The sequence below is a fragment of the Thalassoroseus sp. genome, from assembly GCF_984380535.1.
In genome coordinates, this window is record NZ_CFHRBF010000011.1 from 100,914 (window position 1) to 121,568 (window position 20,655).

Genomic DNA, 20,655 nt, shown 5'->3' on the forward strand with positions numbered 1-20,655 from the left:
GGAGTTTGCCCGCAGTTGGTGCAGACGAATTCCTTGAGACCTGCGGCCGAGGCAGCCCGACCGGAACATACGGGACAGATCTTGCTACCACATCGTTCACACACAAAGGCATGGTCTGGCTGCATCTTGAGTGTGGAATGAATCTGGTCGATAGTTTTGGGTCCGCGGGGAACGACATGGGGGCGAACTGATTTCCGACAGGCAACGCACTTTGGTCTGACTCCTAACAGTCGTTTGAGGAATTCCATCGTGCTTCTTTCTGTTGGGTGTGATCGCGTGTTAGACCGTGCTACGGTCTTCAGTCTCCATGAGTGACGTGACAAAGTCTTTGTTTTCCGACTTCCACGAGACAAAACCGGCTATGATCAATCGAAATGACTCTAAGCATAGTTGTGGCTGTCGATCTGATCTTTGGCTGCTTCAAATTCCTTCTCTGTGAACGCACCCGGCTTGACGATTTCCGCATGCACCGTCGAACCGTTGCATACAGCCGACACCGAGACGCGACCCGAACGGTCAAAACCTAAACTCAATGTGACCGGTGTGCCTTTTTTCAATCCCGGCGGCAACGGGCTGAGCTTGCACACACCCAACAGTTCACAGCCGTCACGGTCTTCGTTGTCACCTTCGGACACTCGGACTTTCAGTTCGCGACCGCCGTCATTTCGCAGACGAAACTGTTGTTCTTGCTTCGCGGGCAGTTCCGTGTTTCGCGGAATCATTACAACATTGATTTTCTGTTCGCCTTTGTTGGCGAAGACACCAATGCCATGCGAGTTCACCAACCGCAGGTCGATCACTTCGATGTCATCGTCGAGTCCGTCGGCGATCGGAATCGTTTCGGGGTCGCTGCCTGTGGTGCCATCGTCAGAAGTCGTTGTGGTATCAACTTCCTGCCCCAGTGCGGTTTCGGCACCGGCGATTCGTCCGTGCGTCTCCAGAACACCGGCGTAGATGGCGGCTCCCCGAGCGACCGCCGTCGCGGGGTCGACATCACACCGCGGTTCCTTACCGGAGATCGTCCGCAACATGTTCTGGACCATGGGCATGTTCGTCGAACCACCCACAAGCATGACGTCGTCGATGTCTGCCCAACTTAAGCCGGCTTCACGGATGCAGGCTTCGACCGTCATTTCTGTCCGCGTGAGTAACTGTCGAGTGAGTTTCTCGAATTTCTCCCGTGTGACTTCGACTCGGTGATGCTTACCGGCGTGGGCACATTGAACGATCGTTTTGCGGAGCTTGCCGAGTTGGATTTTTGCCAGGCGACATGCGGTCCATAGGCTTTGAAATGAGATGGCGTCGTCACGTGGATCAACGCCCTGACTCTTAAGAAAATCATCGGCGACGAACTCGACGAGTTTTTCGTCCCAATCAATTCCCCCGAGTTCCCGATTCCCTCCCGTCGCTAGTTCTCGGATGCTGTTCTTGCCGACTTTCATGACTGTGACATCGAACGTGCCCCCGCCAAGATCGTAGACCACGCACGTTCGCTCTTCGTCTGACTTGTGCAAACCATAGGCGATCAAAGCCGCACTTGGTTCGTTCAGTGTCGCTTCCACTGTCAGTCCCGCTAGCTCCCCACAACTCTGCGTGGCTGCCCGTCGAGACTCATTAAAGAACGCCGGAACCGTGATGACAGCTCGTTTAGTTTCGCCGATTTGTTTTTCCGCGCATTGAATCAACTTTTTGAGCACCATCGCGGAGATTGCTTCGGGCGAATACGATTGGTTGCCAATTTGAAACGGCTTCTGCTCACCGAGACTGCGTTTCGCGAATTGCGCAACTTGCTTCGGGTAGGCCCGGGCGTTTTCGAGAGCGGTTTCTCCGACGATTGCATCGCCGTCATCGAAGAACACCGCGGAAGGAATAATCGGGCGTTGGTCATCGGGATTGACCACCACTTGGGCATTGCCCAACTCATCGACATACGCGATTGAGGAATAAGTGGTGCCCAGATCGATTCCGACAGTCTCAAATTTGCGGCCCATCATCTCTCTCCCATTGACGGCACTGATTCCCAAAACCTCATCGGTCGTCTTTGCGTTTGATTTTCTGACTCGCACGCGATTCCAAGCGGACGATGCGAACAGCATCCACGCGAGCTGTTCCGTCACGACTACGTGCGGGGTCGATATCGACGAACAACATTCCATCGAGCACGTTCACATCGCCTAACTTTTGCCAAATCACGCCGGACGATACTTCGCCCTGTGGCTCAACGGATTGGTCGATTTGACAGTCGAGCAACAGACCGGTGCTGTCACTGATCTCGACAAATGCCAAATGACAGGCATTCTCCGGCACGTTCGGCCACGTGATGAACACGGCGTAACTGCCGGGGTGTAACCCGGAAAATTGCCAACGTGCTCGCAACGCCCCTTTCGAGTTGAACCGATATCCGTTCTTGAAGCCGATCTTGTTCTTCGAGATCTTCCAACCGGAATTCGCGATAAAAAATCCCGAATCACTGTCATCCAAAATGTATTCGTTCGGAACGTTTTGGGCGGCTGAGAAAGCCTTGGAGGAATTGTCGACTTGATGGGATTCTTGCGAGACGGGTTTGGCCTCGTCGGGAGTTGTCGCGACATGCAGACTGTAGGAGACTGCCGCCGTCGCCAACGTGCCTCCCAACAGACCGTAAAGGAACGGTCGCGATGTGCCGGTCGGTCGGTATGTTGCGGACTCAGGCAATGGCGGAGCCGCTGGCCAAAGTCGATGGACGAGTTCGTTGAGCGATCCCGGCTGACAAAACGGAGCCAAGCACGTTGCGACATCGCCAGCGGAATGAGGCCGGCGAGCGGATGTCGGTGTCAGGAGTCGTTCAATGATGCTGACCAAACCCGGGGGGACATCGGTTCGCAAAGATCGAATTTTTGTGGTCGCAGTCTCAAGCTGTGTGTCGTCGGACCACAGAAATGCTTCCAACGTTCCCGGATCATGCGGACTGCGTGCGGTCAATAGAAAGTAAAGGGTGGCTCCCAACGAATACAAATCCGCATGATGATCGACGTCGGCCGACCGTGCTTGCTCCGGAGCGACGAAAGCCGGCGTCCCGAGGAATTCACCGGTCCGTGTGAGCTCATCCTGCATCGAGTCTTCGGTGTCGCACGCCAGCCCCAAATCGAGCAGCTTCAAGACACCGTCGCGTCCCAACATCATATTGGCTGGTTTGACGTCACGGTGGAGCAACCCGGTCCGATGGATGGCATCCAGTGCCAAGGCCGCCTGACGTCCTAGTTCGGCCGCTTCACTAGGACTAAGTGGGCCAAGCCGTTCCACGAGCGTATTCAACGGCTCCCCGTCGTTGTACTCGATGACGAAGTACAAGTCGCCGTTGAAATGTCCGGCATCGAGACAACGGGCAACGTGGGGAGTTTCCACTCGGGCCTGTAACCGCATCTCTCGCAAAAATCGTTCGGTCGAAGCGGGATTGTCTGAATCGGACCGTCTTTGAATTTTGATCGCGACAGGGCGTGCAAGTAATTCGTGTTCCGCGAGGTAAACAACGCCCATCCCCCCATGACCCAAGCGACGAATCAATCGATAGCCCGGAATCGTCGGCAACGCTTCGTCGGTCGCTGACCGAGTTTTTATGGCCTCTGTCGACTTGAGCCATTCGACCGTACTGCAAAATGCTTCCTCCTCGGAGTACGCATCTGGACCGATCGATCGACGAATACGATCAAGCCACTCATCCTCATGAAGACGATAGGAATCGTCTTCATCCAGTCTTTCAAGTTGATCCGGGTGCTCGGTGAGCCAGGCGGCAACGCGGTCGATTTCGGTATCCGACAATTCTCCCGCTAGGAATGCTCGAAGCTCCTCGTTGGAGGGAGAATGTTGAGTTGTCATCGCCAGTTCCTGAAATCTGGATTAACCGTGTCGATCGGCGAACCTTTCGTCTCACTGTTAATGTCGTGGCACTGACACACGTCTTCAAAAAATTCGAATCGCTACGGACTTCGGCCTTTCTCCGCAATGATTTCTCGCAATCGTCGCAAACATCGTGACCGCGATTGATGCACCGTCGCGACGGAAATGGACAATGTCTCGGCCACTTCAGCGGCAGATCGGGTTTGGATTGTGGTCAACCAGAAGGCCCGCCAAGTATGAGATTGCACGCGATCTTGGACTTGCTCCAATGCGGAGAGAATATTCGTCGGGAGCGCATCCCCGGCAAATGACTCGTCGTCGGAATCGCTGTTTCTGTCGGGAGATAGGTGTAGCGGAGTGTCGGCTAACGACGCGAGATAACCATCCAAATCGACATCGAGCATGGGCCAGCGTCGAGTTCCGCGTTGTAATGCCATCGCCTTGAAGCGGACGATCGTCCATATCCACTTTCGGAACGCCCCCCGTCGACGACGGTGGAAACTGTCGATCCGACGGGACACTAACAAGAACGTTTCTTGCAGAAGTTCGGCAGCGTCTTCCGGTTGAAAACCCTGGCGGCGAGCCCAACGATAGATCAGGGGAGAATAGAAATCGACTAACGAAGCCCACGCCTCGTCACTGCCACTGGCCAAGCGAGCTAACAAAGTTACAGACGTATTGTCCCGGCTGGAAAGCGACATCAATCTTTCGGAGCGCGTGTGAATCGAGTCGAACCCAAATTGTTAAGCGGAATTCATAAAGTCTGTCCATGATTCGACTCATGTGCAACCGTAAATGTTGTCACTTGTATATGACTTAGAATCACAAATTGACCAATTGCAACTTGCTGTCGCTGTTACCTATTCCTCATATTGGGGTTACGAAGCCCAGCTGGTTCGTGACTCCGCGAGTGAGATTAGGAACGTCAGGACCAATCTGGACTAGCATCGAGAGAACTATTGAGCGCTCCAGGTCGGAACGACCTGCTCTACGTAGCGCCGCTCGTGTACGGCTTGTTGCTCGGGACTGCATTCCGGTGCCACCGAGTCGGTGATGGTGACTCGGACGTTTTCAACGAGCAAGCCAAGTGCATCGGCTTCCTTGGCGGTCGAGCGAAAACGTAGGTAAGACAGCCCGTTCAATGTCGGATGACGCAACGGAAGTTCAACGGGTGGAGCATTGTCGGTTTTCAAAAGACAGCGTTCTTGGGAAAGATCCCAGTCCAATCGCAGCACATGCCATTGATCTGGTGTCAGATCAAGATCGTTCAATTCAACCCGAAACACAGCGAACTCTTCCCCAAAATCATTCGCCGGATCAAACATTCGGTCGTTCAAGGCGATCGTCGAACCCTGGGAACCGGCCAGGAGCTTGACTCGCACCTCAAGCGTGCCTCGCCAGCCATTCGGAAAATTCCATGTGGCCCCATCCGGCGGTAGATCCGGTTGCTTGCGAACTTGAAGACACATCCGCGACTCGTCATCGGGATGTCCGATCAACGTTGCTCCGGGGGCGCGAGCTCGCCACCAGCGCTTAGCGGGGCCGTGATGAGTATAGGTTGACCAGTGTTGCAGTCCGTTCGAAAAGTCATCGCTGGCAGTAGTCTCCACGATCCACTCGGGATCGATCAGGATCGGGTTGCGTCCGCCCTTCCCCTGCCCAGCCAGGACAATGATACGCCCGTCATTCGTGTCGGCGGCCAATGGATACGCCGTGCCGCGATCACCCGTTTTCGCAGGGTTGTCATTGCGTCGATGATCAAGATAAATCTCTCGAAATCCACGCCAGGTTTTGCCCTCATCATCGGACACCGCAATATGCAGTGCGTCGCGACCACCATAGACGCCATCGCCATTCGCACGGGGCGGCATTTCGCAGTTGTTCCAACAGACGACCAGCCAGCCATTGCGGTGCCGCATAATATTCGGCGGTCCTGTGGAGGTGTTGAAACGACTCGCACGGGCAGGCGTCCAGGTCGTGCCATGATCCGAAGAAAATGATTCATAAAGGAATCCCGCGGTCGTTCGCATTAACATCCAGATGCGGCCGTCCTTGAGTTCTTCGAAGGCCGGTTCGCAGGCACCCTCGTTCGAGCCATTGAACCCGGCATAGCACGGGGCGATCAACTTGCTGTGGCTCAGTTCCCATGTGTCGCCGCCGTCATCGGAGAACTGAATCACCGTCTCATGTCGACCCGTTGGTGGAACGGCTCGTGCGTGAGGGATCAGACTTCCATGCGGCACCAACAGTCGACCATTTTGCAACTCCTGGTATTCCATTAGAGACCCGTTGTATCCCCGCCAAGTCATCAGCGGCGGATGCGTTCCGGTCGGACCGACGCGATCGATCCAAGTATTCAAGTAACAACTGAGTCCCACTTGTTGCGAAGCTTGTTTGTCCAACTCTTGCTTTATCACCCGAACGCTTTTGACCTGACCATCCTGCGACAACACGACCTGGGCATTGTTAAGGATGCCGCTTTCGATGATCCTCTGACTCGCCAAAATTTCCGGCGGCAAATGTGGCAGGAGTTGATGCAGTTGACCGTCGGCATCAGGGAGTGATAGCGGGCCTTTCGTCGGCGCATAGCGATCGTAAAATGCAAAGCGACCGTTCGGCAAACGCATGACGGCGAAGGCCGTTCGCGAACCGCCCGGTGCACCGACATCGTGAACCTCCCCGTCCTGAAACAGCATCCGAGGCGGTTCCGCCCCGAAAGACGTCCCGGCGAAAGCAACCAGACACACCACTGTGAAAACCCGGCAACAAGAACGAAGGACCCAGCCCGGAAAATTCCCCTGCCGATTGCATCCGCGCATGATTGAACCCTGCCGTAGTGATGAGCTGCCGGTTAGTTTCTCAAGTCTGTGGAGGACAGAGTACCCCACTGACTACGACTGTCGCCACTCAGGATCACTCAGACGTTGGATGACGAACATGCGATGCCGACCATCGCGTTCCCGTTGCCCGGTTCAGCACGCAAAAAGCCCCGTCTCCGGCTGATCCCGAGACAGGGCTTTTCAAGATGGTCATTGCGTCAATTTTGGCTGTATCAGAGCAGGCCCGATCCGCTCCGATGAACAGAATTGCCAAAAAAGCGACGTCAGCAATCCAAAGTATCCCCGGCAGGATTCGAACCTGCAACCTTCGGCTCCGGAGGCCGACGATCTATCCAATTGAGCTACGGGGACGAGAGCCGAAAGCTGTTGTCGGAGAACCTTTTACGCAACCGCTGACAATCCATCAGGCTTGCTCCAACGTCCATATTTTACACGATTCCGTACCAACCACCACCGATTCTGTACCGGATTCTGTACCGAGCGATCAATCACCTCGATCCGGCTCCTGTCCAAGCGGTTGCGCATCCACTTTATCGTGGATGATGCCGCTTGATGCTTGGAACGCATCTCCGGGCTTCCCGTGTTGTTTCACAGCATTGCCAAGGCAATCGCGGTACGCGGCCAACCATTGGTCCCACGAGATGTCCGCGTTCTCAGCGTCGGCGAAATATGTTTCGTTCAACATTTCAGATCTGACGCTTCCCATTCGCTCGTCAACGATGCTTTCAACGTCGGCAACGAAATCCGAGTCGCCTGCCTTCCGACCGTACATTCGAATGAGCCGGCGCTCAATAAGTTGCCTCATCCGCGTTTCTCCATCAGCCAGATCTCCGGCCAGTGCGAGGTTTGCTCGAATGAGGTCGTCAGCCTCCATCTCCACAAGATAAACGGCGTCGTTCCACGCCTCCTGCCGAGCGCACGAAATCTCCGCCATCGCTTGCTGCATTTCGTCCCCAGTCGTGAACTGGTCTGGAAACGCTCGTCGGTCTGTCGGCTTGCAAAGCAGCATGGTGGACGGGATTTCGACAAGTTCGCTAACTTGGGTCTTGGCCAAAATCGGATTCACAAACACCAGCGTAAACCCTTCACCCGTCCAGTTGCGAAATCGGAATCCAAATGGATCGAAACCAAAGGCATTCCAAACAAGATCAAGCGTGCGGGTGGCGACGTTGGCTGACGCGATCAAAGTGTGCTCAAACGGCGACACATCCTGACTGACTTTCGTTCGTAGCTCTCGGAACAATTCGAGATTTTCGTATTGCATTCCCAGAGACATCCGATTCAGCGGCTCCCCATCTTGTATTCTTCGGGTGTCAACAGCTTGCCGAATGAACTGTCGGGCCTCAAGAAGCTCATCTGATCGGGTAAAACGCCGGCCCGTGTCTCGTGTCAAATGATCGAACGTCAAGAGGGTGCTCGTAAGCGCGGCGACTTCCAGTTCCTTCCAAATGACAGGTGCGTTCGTGTAGAACGTCGTAGCGGTCGAAGCTGGAACCATCGAAAACACGATCTGGTCGTCTCTAGCGCCTGCTTGTTTGAGAATCCCACGGATCGCCTTTTCGCTGGTTCCGACCACCGAACGAGGACGATTTGTTTCCTCGTCGCGAGCCACGATGTCGAGGTTTTGCCGCGTCAGCACACCCTCATCGTCCAGCGCGAGTCCGGGTGCTTCGCCACGCACATCGACCCTGAGTTGGCCAGACTGATGAATGCCCGGCAGAAGTGGTCCGAGTCGATTCATGATCATGGCGTAAGGCTTCTTGAGCGCGGGAACGAGTGTCTCTCCCCACCCCTCGTTAAAGTCTGTACTGGAAACAACACTCGATCTGACACGACCACCGAGCGACTCCGGTATCGTGTGCTCGACTTTTGTGGATTCGTTGAGCGGAGCGGACGTAAACAGGCAGGTGTCCTCCGTCGGTGGTGTCATTGTTGGAACCCTCAACCGCCTCTGCGGTTTCGACATCAACTCGTGAAAGAAATCGTAGGCCGTCTTTTTATCTGGCCCGAGATTGTGCCGCTGTCCGTCGATGGTGACGAACCACGCACTGCGGTCTTTTCTGTACCAAGGTCTCGGTCTGCGAGCCATCTGCGAATCCTCCAAACGGAGCCGGGGAAAACCCAGCAAGCTTGAAGATTGTGCCGCGTAGCCGTGACGCAGCCGAAAACGGCGGTGCCGGTGGAAGAATTGGCCGCGATTCTGTACCGGCGAGGGAGCGATTTGTCGTAAGTCTAGTATCCCCGAGAGGATTCGAACCTCTAACCTTCGGCTCCGGAGGCCGACGATCTATCCAATTGATCTACGGGGACAAATTATAAAAGCATGCAGTGCCACTAACGGGCAGCGTCTTTGGGACCTGCGATGTTCTTTCGTTGTCGCGGTACCCGCTGTGCAAAGAATATCGAATTCTAGCCGATGCGGAAAGTTTCGAGGTGTCAAATTTCTGAGGAATCCTATGAGGCATCGTCCTAGATGCGATTTCAGCTAAAGAATTCTTCGTGATCTAAGTTCATACTCAGGAACGAGTTTCATTTACCGTTCATTCATTTTTGGCCAGAACATGCGAAAGGCATCGAAAAATAGGCTTGTTAAATACAGACAGGTCTGTATATTTCAGGCATGAGTAAAACGCGAACCCGAAAATCAGACGCCCGTCAGCGGCTCATCGAAACGGCCGAGCAGTTGTTCTATGCCGATGGCATTCATGCGGTTGGCATTGATCGTATCATTGCGGAGGCCGGGGTCGCCAAGATGACGCTTTACAACCATTTCTCTTCGAAAGACGAACTGCTCCTCGCCGTCTTGCAATATCGTGAGGAAAAGTTCGATGCCATGTTCGAGAAGTGGATGCAACGACATATTGAGGCGGGGCTGAACCCTTTGGAAGCTTTCTTTGGGGCCTTGCAGAACTGGTTCGAGAGTCGAGGGTTTCGAGGCTGCATGTTCATCAATTCCTGTGTGGAGCTTGCGAATGCCAAGCACGAAGGTTCGAAGTTTGCGGCTCAGCACAAACACCGGTTTCAGGCGATGTTAAAGCAGACCATTGTTCAAACCGTGGGAGAAAAAGTTGCCGACGCGATCACTCCGGCGATTGCTTTACTTGTCGAAGGCGCGATCGTCACTGCCGTCATGGAGCAGTCGTCTACGTCGGCAAATGTGGCCAAGGAAGCGGCCTTAGCTCTCGTTTCGAAATCTTCGCGAAAGCGAAGCTGACCCTATTTTTTTGCGAAGACGTAGACAGACCTGTCTGTATTGTTAAGTCTGGATCAATAATTGGAGATGCTAATGTCTGACATACGACCCCCATTCACTCTGAAGTCTGCTACCGCCAAAGTTCGGGCCGCCGAGGACGCCTGGAATAGCCGTGACCCGACTCGTGTTTCCCTGGCGTATTCCGAGAATTCGCAGTGGCGGAACCGTGGCCAATTTATTGAGGGTCGGGATGAGATTCGGGAGTTCCTGACCCATAAATGGCAGAAAGAACTCGACTATCGCCTGACCAAGTCTCTGTGGAGCTTCAGCGAGAATCGGATCGCTGTTCGGTTTCAATACGAGTTTCACGATGCCGATGGTCAATGGTTTCGAGCGTATGGCAACGAGCTTTGGGAGTTCGACGAACAAGGGCTGATGCGTCGTCGTGAAGCTAGCATCAATGATGTCGCGATCGACGAAGATCAACGCAAATTTCATTGGCCCGCACCCGGACCGAGACCAACCGACGACGCGGGTATACCGCTGGTTCGATAACTTTTTTGCCGGTTCTGCGTACGAACTGTGCGACCATAAACCTCTAACACTTCATGACGAATTCAACTCGTTTTGGTCACGTTAACACAAGGAGAGAACGATGCCTCGTATTCAACCAGTCAACAAAGACAACACCGACACCGCAACTGCGAATTTACTCGGCGCAGTGCAGAAGAAGTTGGGACTCGTGCCGAACCTCATCGCAACGATGGCAAATTCCACCGCCGTTGCGAACGCCTACTTAGGGTTCAGTCAGACGCTTTCCGGCGGAAGCCTACCTGCCCCGTTGCGGGAGCAAATCGCGCTGGTCGTTGGCGAGACCAACAATTGCGAGTACTGCGTCGCAGCACATACGGCTTTGGGAAAAGGAGCCGGTCTGACGGAGGCGGAAACGTGTGACGCTCGCCGTGCCCAAGCCAAAGACGAAAAAGAACAAGCCGCCCTCGAATTCGCGAAGAAAGTCGTCAACGAACGAGGCTGGGTTTCCGACGAGGACATTCAACGTGTCCGTCAAGCCGGTTACAGTGATGGAGAGATCAGTGAGATCGTTGCCAACGTGGCACTCAACATTTTCACAAACTACTTCAATCACGTTGCCGGAACCGAAGTCGATTTTCCAGCCGCCCCCGAGTTGACAACGGCCTGATTCATGAAAAGAGCCCCCGGTCGGATCATTGTCAACCGGGGGCTCTTTGACTAGCTATTTCAAACCATCTTCCGATTGCCAAGGAAACTTGGTTCAACAAAACTAAATACGAGTGTAAGACTATCTTCGCTAGCAGATCGATTGGAACGACGTATCCCTCTTTTCTCAGTCTTATATTACATATTTGGCAAGCGACCATTAGATGACTTTCGCGGGAAAAATGTCATTGTCAAAGTTCGATGACCATTGATTAATTTTTTCCTGAAGATATTCGCAGCTTGACTGTCGCCTCAAGTGTTTGTATACATACTGTAGGTTTATTCCTGTTGATGGCTGATTGGTGATGTTCCGATCGTGAACAATCTCATGGGAACTACCGGGTCTCCACCTCGCTAGGTGTCGTCACCCACTTGAATCGTCAGCTTTGGAGACGATTTGTATTGCTGCTGCTCGGCGAACGAAAAGTCGGCCAGAAATTGATCTTTGCCTGCTGTTGCAAGTGCAAGGCTGTCATTGCATTTACCTGATATGATTCCGCGCGTGTCTCATGTCACTGCTTGTATTTGACATCCTGGTGTAACAATAAGGCCAATCTCAGTTTTGCTGAACTTGGTTGGTGTTTGTTTCCGTAAAATCGATCATTCGCGATGCTTCGGCATGTTCTAAAAAAAGTATAGTTCGACACAGTAGGAGAGCACTAAACTGTGCGTTTGAGGAGAAATGAAAGGAGGCAATCGACAATCGCGGTGCAAGTAGATGTTGGATACGAGCAACTGGATTACGTTAGTAGCCACAAAAAAATGCCCATATAGGAGAGTGTAATGAATTGGTGTATCTGGTGGGTAAGTATCGCGTCCGTTTCTTTGAGTTGTATGTGCATGGACAGTGTTCAAGCGCAATCCCGCTACCTGCTTATGGAGGGTTCTGGGGAATATGGATGGAGTATTAACCGGCCAAGTAAAATCAATGGTGAGGCTGAGGGCAGGTCATTGGCGTTAGACGCGGTTAACGGCAAGATTGAAGGCATGGCAAACATTCAGGCGTTTGAGCAATTCTCTAAGAACCAAGTCGTACAGACTCTAAAGAATAAATACGAGGAAATTGGCCCTTATATTGCTAACACTACGACGTTTACCAAGGACGACAAGAAGGAGAATGCATTCAAAGGAAACAAGCGGGGTCTAGTAGTCACCGTACAGGAAATGGGGTTTAAACCCGGAACATTTCAGAACACCTCTGACTACAACAGACTGACGGGAGTCCGGAAAAGTAGGGCGAGCGGCATTCTTCTCTACAAATTCCGAGTGTATGGACCAGAAGGTTATAGTCCTAATGGAGGCAGCAATAGGACTGTCGAAATTAAGTATACCATCAAGAATGATGCAGGGCGTAATGTTCAATTTAAAATGCAGCCCAGCGGGAAGAGCTACACGTTGGAATCCGGCAAGACATTCAGTGGGATATCGAACGAAGTCAACGGTATCGCTCCAACAATTATACTTGCTGATTCAGGACGTAAGTACAAAATCACTTCTGGGAATCATAAGTTCTGGTGGATGCGTAATGAACAAAGAGTTGGCTTCGACCGTAGCACAGATTAAGGAACATATTGCCATTGTTGCTAGAATACAAGCACTTTCGAGTGAGCACCCCGCTGAAAGGAAGATGCATCCGACATTTGCTGTATCTAGCCTCTCTTTATGAACAAACTAATTTAGTGTCGTAATCCGGTGCCAGGATTATTGTCCTGGCACTGTTGTCTAACAAAGAGCATCAACGATTTTGATGGCTTCATAACTTCTAATTACTATTGAGGAAACTTCAAGACTTCATTATGTCAATGATTCAATAAGTTGTATTGTCAATTCTAAGGCCTTAATTAGCATAAGTGTCAAAGCATAAGGCAAGGATTCATTCAGTTTTAAATTCAGGGAACTGCTGCCGACTCTTAAAACACAGTCTACATTGTACTTGCTTCTCGGGGCTTCCCAAAATTTGTCTGAGAGTATGCCGCTTGTTTCGAGTTCGCTTCATTGCCGAGAATTCATACGCTCAAACCAAGGTGATAAACATATAAGCATATTTCTGGCTTTTTTAAGATGCAGATATGTCGGCTGTTTCACTACTATTCGTCTTCGACTGCATTAGTAAACGGTGTTGCGATTTCGGCGACGCGGAGGTTGCTGAATTCGAGATTTGTGGTTGGGTCGTGACCTTGCAGGCTGATGTGACCGGGTTCGGTTCGCAAACCCTTTCGCGGATTCTCGTCAGGCTCGCGGTCATCGGTCCAGGCGACGACGGGTTCTCCATTGACCCAAGTCGCAATGTTTGGCCCGACGGCGACGAGTGTGAGATACGTCCACTCTTTGTCGTTCGACACAACCTTGCGAGCCTTCACGCGACGATAGATTCCACCGGTTCCAAAGTCGGCGGGTTTGGTGCGGTCGTCATCTTCATAGGCATTTTGAATCTGATATTCGTAGCCGTTGGCCGGGTCTTTCTCGGTGCCTGGCATTGCTCGGAAAAAGATGCCGCTATTGAGCGCATCACCGTGCGTCATGACTTCACCTTGTAGAACAAAGTCGCCCCAGGTCTTTTCGGTTTCGAGATAACCCCGACCGTTGGTGACATGAATCTTGCTGTCTTTCAGTTTGAACTCGCTTTTCGATCCCGGCACTTCCCGCCAACCGACGAGCGTGTCGTCAAACACGAGTGACTCAAGTCGCAACGGTTTTAGCGACACATTCTTAAATTCAATCTTGCCGGCGTTCTTCTGCAAACCGATGAAACCGCTGTTGCGAAAATTCTCGCTCTCATCTCTAAAGTTTAGGACTTCTTTCCCATTCCAAGATGCAATAATTTGGTTGCCCAGGCATCGCACTTTGACGGACTGCCAATCACCGTCGCCTGAAACGGGTTCTTCCGGCTGCGTGCGACCGACGAGACTTGCAGTTTTATACTCCGCGTGCGTATCACAGAAATTGAGTTCGTAGCAGTCGACCGTAGGATCTTTAGGATTCGCTTTGCTTCTTAGGAAGACACCGCTATTTCCACCCTCTTCGAGTTTATACTGAAACTGCAGATCAAAGTCGCCGAAGGGAACGTGAGTCATTAGTAGACTCTTGCCGCCTTCGCTGCCGACAATTGAGCCATCTTTGACTTCCCATGTGACAGCGTCATCGGCATCCGCATCCGTCGCGTGCCAACCGAATAAACTTTCACCATCAAACAGCCGCACCCAACCCTGGGCGATTTGGTCTTGGGTTAACGGTTCGATCGTCTTCGACGACTGCCCATCGGCGGGGACCGCTTGTTCGGAGTCTGACGAAGACTTGGCACAACCGACAGAAAAAATAGCAACTAGCAACAGCAAATTTCGAGGCATGGAATAACTCATGGAACAAGTATTAGGAATGATCAATTGGGGTCGGTCGGGAGAGTGGAATTCTAAGATCTAATCTTCATGATACGACGACTCTTACTTTAGCCTGGAACTTAGGCCAACTGCTAATCAAATGGGCTTGACTCGATCTTGTAGGGAGACTGTTGGTCGAACGCTTCTCGTTCTGCCTCCGAAAGGCGGCTATGCATCAGTCGGATCGAGTACCCGCCAACTAGTTTTCCGTCTTCGATATATCGCCAGTCCGAGATCTCATCCGTCGAAGCTTCCACCTGATCACCGGCTTTGACGGTTGTGATCATCACAGGATTGTTGTTGAGAACTCCAAAAAAACGACCGGCGTCATGTCGCACAGGATTGAGCCACATATGTTCGACCAAGTCGTTTTCTTCAATCGGTACCTTGATGGCAAAGTGAGACTGTGATGGCGTTGGCGAGTCCAGAGCTTTGATGAACTGGTCGACAGTTTCACGCGCTTTCTGACGCGCTTGTTCCATCTCTGAGTCGCCCTTTTCGACATACATAACGTCGGGTTGGCCGTCCCGTTGAATGGTATCGCCAGACTCGATGGCTTGGTGATCACAGCCTGCGAATGCTAGTAGTAAAACTAGCAATCCTAGCGAACTGATACTGCAGGTAGCTTTGGTCATAAGCTGTGACTTTGGGATTTCATCGTTCGAGCGATAGGAACCACATTCAACTCGATACACAAACTAAGGTTGATTGGTGCTTGTTTTTTCGGCGGTCGGAAAACTGTCTGGCACGGGGAGAGTTACTTCGCCGGTTGCGGCCCATTCGCAGCCACGGGCGGTGATGGTTTGGAAGCCGACGCAATGCATGGAATAGTCGGCGTGACCCATTACGTTCGTGAACACACGGCCTTTGCCGTAAGGGATCCACCAGACCATCGGCTCGTGAGCACCGGTGCCGCGTTGATCGGGAGCGGAATAAGCGGTGGCGAGAATATGCATATTCATCGCGGGACCACGTTGGCCGTGATAGAGTTCATCCTTCGCATGCAGCCATTCGGCGGGAATACCTTCCATGACAGCATGGCCACGGTCACGAACGACAACCGAAAATTGGTGTTGCGGCCCGTGCCCAGCTCCCGGCCCCTCCCCGGCTTCGGTGCGGATGGAATCACCCGCGTCATTGACGGTCACCCGCGGACCGTATTTTGCGTTTCGCCAACCGAGTCCGATCATCTTGTTCCATTCCGGCCAACCGGGAAACGCATTGTTAGCCGCATGTACAATCACCAACCCACCGCCGCCGGAAACATATTCTTCCAGGCTCTTTTGCACCTTCTCCGGCCATGGTTCGCCGTTGTAATTGCTGAGAACGACATCGTACTTCGCAAATTCCGGGCGGAACGATTTCCAGGCGTCCGGCTGCGAACCCTTGCCCGGCGACGTCGCCACATCGACGGTGAACCGATTCGTATCTTCTAAGAACGCTTTCAGAATCGGCGTGGTTTTCTGCCACTGGTGATTGTTCTGGCCGTCCACGATCAAGAGCTTCAGTTTGTCCGCAGCGATGGCGGAAGAACAAACGCTCACGCAAACGACGAAAGCTAGCGCTAGTTTTCGCATGGTGTCCCTTTATCGGTATGTTGAATGTCAACGGTTGTCAGTATTGGGCTAGGATCTTCTCTTCCACCCTCTACTCTCGACTCATTACTCTCATCGCCACCCACTCTAACCACCTTCAGCGAGGGCGACAATTTCCAGCGTGTCGCCGGTGTTCAGCGGGTGAGTTTTGAATTCCGACCGCGAAAGTTTGTGCCCGTTGTGAAACAGCAGTAGGTAAGGGAACACCTCGCCGTTGGCGTCCAGTACACGGCTTCGCAGTTTCGGAAACCGCGTCCACAACTCTTCGAGTGCCTCGCCCACGGTGCCGGCTTCGAGTGGAACCGTTTCCTGCTCGTCGGTGAAGCGATTCAACGCAGCTGGGATTTCAAGTTGAATCATGATGGCACGTTGGCGGTCGAATTCGATTTTTGACCCTCAAAGTATGACAAAACCGCCCGGCGGCAACAATTCCGCGGTGGAATGACCGGCGACAGCTTGCTACGCTTTCGCTTTGATCTTCGGATCGCCAACCCGTAACGGATGTTCTGAATTTGGCCGCCCCATGACCACCGCATTTCCGCCCGTCGCCGAACAGCTTGCCATCATTCGGCGGGGTATCGAAAAAATCGTTCCCGAGGAAGAACTCGCCCAGAAACTCACCGCCAGCCGCGAAAGTGGCCAACCGCTGCGGATCAAGTACGGCATCGACCCGACCGCTGCCCATGTGCATCTCGGTCATACGGTGCCGCTACGGAAAATGCGGCAGTTCCAAGAATTGGGGCATCAAGCGGTGATCATCATCGGCAACGCCACCGCGATGGTCGGCGACCCCAGCGGCCGCGACGAAGCCCGCAGCAAACGGCTGTCAGCGGAGGAAGTCGAAGAGAATGCCCAGTTCTATCTCAGCCAAGTCGGCAAAGTGGTCGATCTGGAGAAAGCCGAAGTGCATCGCAACGGCGATTGGTTCGGCGAGATGGGCCTGGCGGACATTCTCATGCTGTGCGGGAAGGTTACGATTGCCCAACTACTGACCCGCGACGACTTCTCGAAACGCATGGCGAACGAAGCGGCGATTTATCTCCACGAATGTCTTTACCCGCTAATGCAGGCGTGGGACTCGGTGAAGATCAAGGCGGACATCGAACTCGGCGGCACCGAGCAACTTTACAGTTTCATGCTCGCCCGCGATCTGCAAAAAGACGCCGGTCTGCCCCAACAGATTGGCGTGATGAGCCCGATCCTCGTCGGCACGGACGGCGAAAAACGCATGGGCAAAAGTTTGGGAAATTACATCGGCATCAGCGAGCCGGCCTACGAGATGATGAAGAAGTTCATGCAGCTACCCGACGCGGTCATGCCGATGTACTTCGAATTGCTCACCGATCTTCCGTTAGACGATGTAAAAAAGTTGGTCGCCGGTCATCCGAAGGATGCGAAAGTCGCGCTCGCGAAAGCGGTCATCGCGGACTATCACACCGCAGATGATGCGAACGCCGCCGCTGACCGCTGGCAAACGGAAATCGGTGGCGGCGGACTGCCCGCGGATATCCCCGTCAAAGAACTCACAAGCAGCCAACTGCAAGACGGCCAAATGCCGCCGTTGGATTTGTTTGTTGCCCTCGACTTGTGCAAATCGAAAGGCGAAGCCCGTCGACTCGTGCAGCAAGGCGGCGCAAAACTCACCGAGGACAAAACACCAATCCAGTCCATCGAAGACCCGATTACGGTCACGGATGGATTACTCGTTTGGGCTGGCAAAAAGAAGTTTTGCCAGGTGAAACTTGTGTGAAGCCAATTGAGAGTTCCTTTATGTGGCAAGTCGTGAAGGGATTATTCGTTTCAACCGATGCCGATGCGCGTGATTTCGAAACTCTCAACGCTGCAAAAATAACGCATATCGTCAACTGTGCGATCGAGTTGCCGAATTACCATCCTGATCAGTTTGCATATTTACGTCTCAACCTTAAAGACCCTGATGATTCCATGATTTCCTCGATCGAGGAGTCTTGTCGTTTCATCGAGAACGGGCGCATGAAAGGCAATGTGGTTGTGCATTGCCGTGGAGCAATCAGCCGCAGCCCCGCAATTGCCCTGTCCTATTTGTGCTACTGTGAAATGTCAATTCTGAGTGCCGCCGAACAGCTCTCCGAAGTAGTACGGACTCGACCGAACGAGTTATTCTTACGACAAATCATGGTTCACTTCGGCGAAAAAGTGGATGAAAGAAAACTTTCCATTTTACGCCAAATTTTGAGTGGAACCGAGGATAGTGCGTACAGTCAATAGGCAGGTTAAATTTGATCTAGACGCGGTTCACCGTTTTTGCAAGACTCCGCGCACTCTCTCAAAATCTCAACTCAAATGACTCATGATCCGCCGGGATGATTCTCGCCATGCGGTCGGGGTGCGTCTATGTCTTTCAAGTCGACTCTCATCTTTACAGTTTTGGTGGGCATTAGTGGCTGCGGTTTGATGAAGCCGATTCAAGCCACCGGTGACTATCTGAAAAGCTCGTTGGCACCCAAGGGCCATGATCAAAATGCCTGGGCCGACGATGAATCCGACGCTTGGGTTGAGGAGGCCGGTCGTGAGGCCCGCTCCGATCAAGTCCGGCAACGCGACCCGGACCGTTGGTTCCACGACTTAGGCAAGTCCGAAAAGCACCGCAGCATCGAACGAAACCTTGGTATCGACTAACAAGTGCCAGTTCTCGGTTGAAACGTCGATCCACCTCCTTCGTTTCCTCTAGCGTGTCACGAGGCGACTTCGCATGTTACAGTGCGAAGTCTGCAGACATCGACGCTCATGCTAGAAGGCGCACAGGATGAACGGGGGAGGCTATTTTACTTGGCTCGATTGGGCCGTCCTCATTGGTTATTTTTTGCTGACAATGGGGATCGGAGCGTACTTCTACCGGAAAACACGCTCCACCGAAGGTTACACCGCCGCGAATCGGTCGCTGCCCGGTTGGGTGTGTGGACTCTCGATCCTTGCGACTTATCTCAGCAGTATTAGTTATCTCGCGCTGCCGGGAAAATCGTTTGCGGACAACTGGAATCCATTTGTTTTCTCGCTGTCGATTCCCATCGTTGCGTTTTTCGCCGTCCGCTACTTTCTACCCTACTATCGCAACAGCGGTGAAGTCTCCGCGTATGCCTTGCTTGAACGTCGCTTCGGCTTATGGGCGCGGATCTATGCGAGCATCTTCTATTTGTTGACGCAGATCGCCCGAATTGGCGTAGTGATGTACTTGATGGCGTTGCCGATGCAAGTCATCTTCGGGTGGGACATCTATACCATCCTTATTGTCACTGGGATTTCGGTGACACTGTATTCGTTTATTGGCGGCATCTTAGCCGTCATTTGGACCGATGCTATTCAAGCGTTGATTCTGATGGTCGGTGCAATCGCTTGTTTGCTAGTGATGCTAGGTAAGATACCTGGCGGCGTGGGGCATGTTATCGAAGTGGCTATGTCACACGATAAATTCTCGCTTGGTGAGTTTGGTCTCGGTTTTCAGGACGAGGAGTTTTCGACGGGCAAGTTAGTCTTGGATCTCGCGAACCCGACGTTCTTAGTTGTGCTAGTTTATGGTGTCGTGATCAATCTACAGAACTTTGGTGTCGATCAAAGTTATGTGCAACGTTATATCGCTTCGCGTGATGATCAAGAAGCTCGACGAAGCATTTGGCTAGGCGGGCTGCTGTATGTGCCGGTGAGTATGTTGTTTTTCTTTATCGGCACGACATTGTTTGTGCTCTATCAGGCGGATCAACCCACTGCGACACGCGAGGGTAGTGATCTTTGGGAAGTCAATCAGTTAGTGCTTGCTCAAAAAGAAGCACAAGGTCGCAACCCTAACCCCGAGCAAGCTTCAACCGAAGACATCAAACTGGCTGATATCGGAGATCGTGTTTTCCCACACTTTATCGCTTCGCATTTGCCACCTGGAATGACAGGGTTATTAGTGGCCGCTGTGTTCGCGGCAGCGATGAGTACGGTCTCAACTAGTTTGAATTCGTCCGCAACGTTGATCATGACGGACTATTATCGACGACTCATCAAGCCGGATGCGAGTGAAAAGTCCTCGATGCTTGTGCTCTATGGAGCGACGATTCTTTGGGGTGTTCTAGGAACAGGGCTTTCGTTGGTGCTAGTTCGCCTGTCAGAGAGTGCACTCGATGTATGGTGGACTCTATCAGGGATTTTTGGCGGTGGGATTACCGGCTTGTTCCTATTAGGTTTTCTCAGTCGTCGAGCAAACAACGTGGCTGCCATGATTGGCGTGCTGACCGGAATCGTTGCAATCCTGTGGTTGTCACTACCGAAAGTGCTTGATTACTTGATGGACTTGCAAGCCGACTCATCACTACATCAGATGGCAAAGTCATTTGAGATGAAACAAGGACAGTGGATCAGTCCGTTTCACGCGTTTTTAGTTCCTGTGTTAGGAACACTAGTCATCCTCTTGGTGGGAATTGCAATTAGCAGCTTATCGCGTCGGTCGAATGCTAGTTCTTCGCAAGTCAAACAATAAAAAAAGCTAAGCCCCCAATGGCGAGGGTCTTAGCTTT

The 20,655-nt window shown here is 52.6% G+C and carries 17 protein-coding genes and 2 tRNA genes; 8 read left to right on the top strand and 11 right to left on the bottom strand.

The features are described 5' to 3' along the window. Positions 1 to 380: 380 nt before the first annotated feature. The 7 genes from AC5DDB_RS16305 to AC5DDB_RS16335 form a co-directional block, all read right to left on the bottom strand. Positions 381 to 2,096, bottom strand: a complete 1,716-nt coding sequence (locus tag AC5DDB_RS16305) for an Hsp70 family protein (protein WP_491740804.1) — start codon at positions 2,094 to 2,096, stop codon at positions 381 to 383. After that, positions 2,029 to 3,855 carry a protein kinase domain-containing protein gene (locus tag AC5DDB_RS16310; protein ID WP_491740805.1) on the bottom strand — a complete coding sequence of 609 codons (1,827 nt, stop codon included), beginning with the start codon at positions 3,853 to 3,855 and terminating at the stop codon, positions 2,029 to 2,031. The genes AC5DDB_RS16305 and AC5DDB_RS16310 overlap by 68 nt, the downstream gene beginning before the upstream one ends. Positions 3,856 to 3,956: 101 nt before the next feature. Further along, positions 3,957 to 4,577 carry an RNA polymerase sigma factor gene (locus AC5DDB_RS16315; RefSeq protein WP_491740806.1) on the bottom strand — a complete coding sequence of 207 codons (621 nt, stop codon included), beginning with the start codon at positions 4,575 to 4,577 and terminating at the stop codon, positions 3,957 to 3,959. Positions 4,578 to 4,832: 255 nt separating this feature from the next. Continuing rightward, the gene (locus AC5DDB_RS16320) at positions 4,833 to 6,572 is read right to left on the bottom strand and encodes a sialidase family protein (protein ID WP_491740807.1); all 1,740 of its coding nucleotides are present in this window, start codon (positions 6,570 to 6,572) and stop codon (positions 4,833 to 4,835) included. A 421-nt stretch (positions 6,573 to 6,993) separates the two neighbouring features. Beyond that, positions 6,994 to 7,067, bottom strand: a tRNA-Arg gene (locus tag AC5DDB_RS16325). A 133-nt stretch (positions 7,068 to 7,200) separates the two neighbouring features. Beyond that, positions 7,201 to 8,646, bottom strand: coding sequence for a hypothetical protein (locus tag AC5DDB_RS16330; RefSeq protein ID WP_491740808.1), 1,446 nt, complete (start codon positions 8,644 to 8,646; stop codon positions 7,201 to 7,203). Between the two features lie 306 nt (positions 8,647 to 8,952). Next, positions 8,953 to 9,026, bottom strand: a tRNA-Arg gene (locus AC5DDB_RS16335). A gap of 310 nt (positions 9,027 to 9,336) precedes the next feature. Between AC5DDB_RS16335 and AC5DDB_RS16340 the strand changes: the two genes are divergently transcribed. The 4 genes from AC5DDB_RS16340 (at position 9,337) to AC5DDB_RS16355 (ending at position 12,711) form a co-directional block, all read left to right on the top strand. Next, positions 9,337 to 9,930: a TetR/AcrR family transcriptional regulator gene (locus tag AC5DDB_RS16340; protein WP_491740809.1), complete on the top strand. Its 594-nt coding sequence runs from the start codon at positions 9,337 to 9,339 to the stop codon at positions 9,928 to 9,930. A gap of 72 nt (positions 9,931 to 10,002) precedes the next feature. Then, positions 10,003 to 10,464 carry a nuclear transport factor 2 family protein gene (locus AC5DDB_RS16345; RefSeq protein ID WP_491740810.1) on the top strand — a complete coding sequence of 154 codons (462 nt, stop codon included), beginning with the start codon at positions 10,003 to 10,005 and terminating at the stop codon, positions 10,462 to 10,464. Positions 10,465 to 10,564: 100 nt separating this feature from the next. Beyond that, the gene (locus AC5DDB_RS16350) at positions 10,565 to 11,110 is read left to right on the top strand and encodes a carboxymuconolactone decarboxylase family protein (RefSeq protein WP_491740811.1); all 546 of its coding nucleotides are present in this window, start codon (positions 10,565 to 10,567) and stop codon (positions 11,108 to 11,110) included. 878 nt (positions 11,111 to 11,988) lie between these two features. Beyond that, the gene (locus tag AC5DDB_RS16355; RefSeq protein WP_491740812.1) at positions 11,989 to 12,711 is read left to right on the top strand and encodes a hypothetical protein; all 723 of its coding nucleotides are present in this window, start codon (positions 11,989 to 11,991) and stop codon (positions 12,709 to 12,711) included. 524 nt (positions 12,712 to 13,235) lie between these two features. On the opposite strand, the gene AC5DDB_RS16360 is transcribed toward AC5DDB_RS16355, so the two are convergent. The 4 genes from AC5DDB_RS16360 to AC5DDB_RS16375 form a co-directional block, all read right to left on the bottom strand. Next, positions 13,236 to 14,495, bottom strand: a complete 1,260-nt coding sequence (locus AC5DDB_RS16360; RefSeq protein ID WP_491740813.1) for a 3-keto-disaccharide hydrolase — start codon at positions 14,493 to 14,495, stop codon at positions 13,236 to 13,238. Positions 14,496 to 14,617: 122 nt separating this feature from the next. Then, positions 14,618 to 15,160, bottom strand: a complete 543-nt coding sequence (locus tag AC5DDB_RS16365; protein ID WP_491740814.1) for a YegJ family protein — start codon at positions 15,158 to 15,160, stop codon at positions 14,618 to 14,620. Between the two features lie 63 nt (positions 15,161 to 15,223). Further along, the gene (locus AC5DDB_RS16370) at positions 15,224 to 16,102 is read right to left on the bottom strand and encodes a ThuA domain-containing protein (RefSeq protein WP_491740815.1); all 879 of its coding nucleotides are present in this window, start codon (positions 16,100 to 16,102) and stop codon (positions 15,224 to 15,226) included. 105 nt (positions 16,103 to 16,207) lie between these two features. Continuing rightward, positions 16,208 to 16,480, bottom strand: coding sequence for a MoaD/ThiS family protein (locus AC5DDB_RS16375; RefSeq protein ID WP_491740816.1), 273 nt, complete (start codon positions 16,478 to 16,480; stop codon positions 16,208 to 16,210). A gap of 163 nt (positions 16,481 to 16,643) precedes the next feature. Here AC5DDB_RS16375 and tyrS point away from each other — a divergent pair, with 163 nt between their 5' ends. The 4 genes from tyrS (at position 16,644) to AC5DDB_RS16395 (ending at position 20,618) form a co-directional block, all read left to right on the top strand. Continuing rightward, complete coding sequence (tyrS, locus tag AC5DDB_RS16380; protein WP_491740817.1) at positions 16,644 to 17,870, top strand: tyrosine--tRNA ligase; 1,227 nt, start codon at positions 16,644 to 16,646, stop codon at positions 17,868 to 17,870. Next, complete coding sequence (locus AC5DDB_RS16385; protein ID WP_491740818.1) at positions 17,828 to 18,367, top strand: dual specificity protein phosphatase family protein; 540 nt, start codon at positions 17,828 to 17,830, stop codon at positions 18,365 to 18,367. Before tyrS ends, AC5DDB_RS16385 begins: the two co-directional genes overlap by 43 nt. A gap of 126 nt (positions 18,368 to 18,493) precedes the next feature. After that, entirely contained in the window at positions 18,494 to 18,778 is a 285-nt protein-coding gene (locus tag AC5DDB_RS16390; protein WP_491740819.1) for a hypothetical protein, read from the top strand. Positions 18,779 to 18,905: 127 nt separating this feature from the next. Beyond that, positions 18,906 to 20,618 carry a sodium:solute symporter family protein gene (locus AC5DDB_RS16395; RefSeq protein WP_491740820.1) on the top strand — a complete coding sequence of 571 codons (1,713 nt, stop codon included), beginning with the start codon at positions 18,906 to 18,908 and terminating at the stop codon, positions 20,616 to 20,618. The last annotated feature ends 37 nt before the right edge of the window (positions 20,619 to 20,655 follow it).